General features: G+C 72.1%; 4 protein-coding genes. 3 read left to right on the top strand and 1 reads right to left on the bottom strand.

Going from position 1 to position 2,763, the window contains the following annotated elements; translation table 11 throughout:
* Positions 1–433: 433 nt before the first annotated feature.
* Positions 434–1,057 (bottom strand): hypothetical protein, encoded by a 624-nt coding sequence (locus tag VK923_05670; protein ID HSJ44155.1) that lies wholly within the window; start codon positions 1,055–1,057, stop codon positions 434–436.
* A gap of 139 nt (positions 1,058–1,196) precedes the next feature.
* Here VK923_05670 and VK923_05665 point away from each other — a divergent pair, with 139 nt between their 5' ends.
* The 3 genes from VK923_05665 to VK923_05655 are packed head-to-tail and all read left to right on the top strand — an operon-like array spanning position 1,197 to position 2,342.
* Positions 1,197–1,754: a plastocyanin/azurin family copper-binding protein gene (locus VK923_05665; protein HSJ44154.1), complete on the top strand. Its 558-nt coding sequence runs from the start codon at positions 1,197–1,199 to the stop codon at positions 1,752–1,754.
* The gene (locus VK923_05660) at positions 1,703–1,957 is read left to right on the top strand and encodes a hypothetical protein (protein ID HSJ44153.1); all 255 of its coding nucleotides are present in this window, start codon (positions 1,703–1,705) and stop codon (positions 1,955–1,957) included. The genes VK923_05665 and VK923_05660 overlap by 52 nt, the downstream gene beginning before the upstream one ends.
* On the top strand, positions 1,914–2,342 hold the full coding sequence (locus VK923_05655; GenBank protein HSJ44152.1) for a hypothetical protein: 429 nt from the start codon (positions 1,914–1,916) through the stop codon (positions 2,340–2,342). The genes VK923_05660 and VK923_05655 overlap by 44 nt, the downstream gene beginning before the upstream one ends.
* Positions 2,343–2,763 lie beyond the last annotated feature (421 nt).

The following is a 2,763-nucleotide window of genomic DNA, read 5'->3' as shown; positions in this document are numbered from 1 at the left end:
CAGCGCCGTGACGCCCTCGGGACCGAGCTGCTCACCGCCCTGGCGCCCCGGCTGGGCGACGTGCCGAACGGCTATCCATCGGAGGTGCTGCTGGAGGCCATCGCCGCGCGCTACCAGCAGCGCAGCCGCGGCGGCGGTGTCACGCCCACGCCCTGACCGTCCCCTTGGGGAGCGAACACACCGATCTGGTGATCTGGCTCCCCACGGTCGCCGAGCCGACGCCTCCGGGGAGCGAACCCACTGATGTGAGGGCCTGGCTCCCCGGAGTGTGCTGCCAGGCCCACAACCGGTCACCGCGCGGCAGCTGCGGCGAGCGCATCGAACGGACCGACGTCGGCGCCGACCACGCTGACCCGGCCGCTGGCCCGCTCGACCGCCCCGATCCGCCCGGTGGTCGTCGGGAAGAACAACCACGCGCCGTTCGGGCTCCAGGTCAGCCACGGGCCGCCAGCCGCGACGCGACGCCGTTGGTGACGGACTGCATGGCCCCGGCGTCGCGGTCGACGATGACGACCGCCGCGGTCGCGAGCTCGGAGTCGGTCAGCAACGCGATGGCCCGCTCGTCGGGCGCGAGGGCGGCCGCCACCACCGGCTCGGTCATGCGCAGGCGCGCCCCGCGGGTGCCGTCACGGTGCAGCACGTCGACCGTGCGGCACCGTGCGTCACACACGACGGTGGTGGTCTGGCCAGCGGCCAGCCCGCGCCGTCCGGGGATCCGCCGCATGTCGCCGGTCGACGGCGTCCACCAGCGCAACGCGTCGTCGCCCTCGAGCAGCACGCGGTCACCCTGCGCTGCAACCGGCGTCGTCCCCGCCGGCACCGGCGTCGGAGCCACCCTCCGGGCGCCGGCGAGATCGACGTGGCGCACCCGCATGGATCCCCCGGGCCCCCAGCTGTCGCCGGTGACGATCCACACACCGTCTGGCGGTGCCGGCAGGAACAGCAGCGACCGGCCCAGCTCGACGGCGTCGGGCAGCCCGCCAACGAGCACAGCAGCGCGGCGCCACCACGCCGACCGGCGGTGGCCCCCGAGCTCCCAGCCTGCCTGCTTCTGCACCCTGCGCAGTATGACGCAGCGTCGTCCACCCGGGCCTCGGCGGGAGCCACCGTGGCGGACCTGCGGGAGGCGCCGCCGGGATGCGGAGATGCCGGCGACGGTCCGAGACGAGACGGGCGCGAGAGCGATGTGACTGCGCGTGGTGCTGGTGCTGCTCTCCGGCGCCGTGCTGGCCTGGTGCGGGCGCGCCGACGACACCGGTGAGGTCCGCATCGGCATGCTCGACGACGTCTTCACCCGTGATGGACGCGTGCCGGTCGGCACCGACGTCGTGTTCCGCAACCTGGGCAGAACGGTGCACAACGCGGTCACGGTCGACGGGTCGTGGTCGACGGCCGACACCTACGGCGCGGACGTCATGCCGGTGGGCGCGTCGACGACCGTCACGGTGGACGATCCGGGCGTCTACCGCTTCTACTGCACGCTGCACGGCACCCGCGACGGCGACGGGATGTACGCGACGCTCGTAGTCGGCGACGTCGCCTACACGGGCGACCCCGAGACCGAGCCGCAGCAGGTTGTCGGGACGGCATCCGCCGTGACGCGGCGGGTACCCGAGCCGCACGACACCATCCAGGACGCGGACGATGCCGCGGATCCCGGCGATCTCGTGCTGGTCGGTCCGGGCGTCTACCAGGAGGAGGTGTGGTCGACACGCCGTCGCTGGTGCTGCGCGGGACCGACCGCAACGAGGTGATCATCGACGGGGAGTTCGAGCGCGCGAACACCGTGAGCGTGACCGCCGACGGACTCGCGGTGGAGAACCTGACCGTGCGCAACGCCCGGCTCAACGGCGTGTTCTGGACGGGGGTCGCCGGCTACCGGGCCAGTGCGGTCACCGCGGTCAACAACGAGGTTGTATGGCATCTACGCCTTCGACTCGGTCGACGGACTGTTTGAGGAGTCGTGGGCGGCGGGCTCGGCGGACGCCGGCTTCCACATCGGGCAGGGCGACCCGTGCGACGCCGTCATCCGCGACGTGGTCGCCGAACGCAGCGGCCTCGGCTACTCCGGCACGAACGCCGGTGGCAACCTCCACATCGTGTCGTCGACGTGGCGGCACAACGTGGCCGGCATCGTGCCCAACACGCTCGACACCGAGCTGCTGCCACCGCCCGAGCACGTCGACATCGTGGGCAACCTCGTGCATGGCAACGGGGTCGACGACGTGCCCACGCTCGAGATCGGGGCCGTCCTACGGCGCGGCATCATCGCCGCGGACACGAACGACGATCGCATGGAGGCAACCGCGTCGTCGGCAACGCCATGCACGGAATCCTGGTGACCCCCAACCTGTCCGAGCACCTCTGGATCGCATCGGGCACCACCGTCCGCGACAACGTCGTCGTCCGCTCCGGCCGCGCCGACCTGGCGGTGTCGGGTCGGGCGGGCGCGGACAACTGCTTCACCGACAACACCGCCGGCCGCACCGTGCCGGTCGCGCTGCAGACTTCCAGCCGTGCTCGGGTCGGCGGCTGCCATGGCGCTGGGACCTGTCGACGGCGGCCAACAACCTGGGCTACGTCGCTGAGGCGCGAGGACTCGCGCCTGACGACCCGCCTCGGGACTAGGGCCTGTCTCTCGAACCGGTCGAGGTTGGCCGGGGTTCACTCGCTGGTGCGGTAGACACCCGGGGTATGGATGACAGGAATGTGATTAGCGACGAGGCGTGGGCGTTCATCGCACCACTGCTGCCCAGCTCGCAC

The organism is Euzebyales bacterium (assembly GCA_035461305.1).
Taxonomy (GTDB): domain Bacteria; phylum Actinomycetota; class Nitriliruptoria; order Euzebyales; family JAHELV01; genus JAHELV01.
The sequence above is the reverse complement of the archived record's forward strand: the minus strand, read 5'-3'. Positions and strand labels throughout refer to the sequence as shown.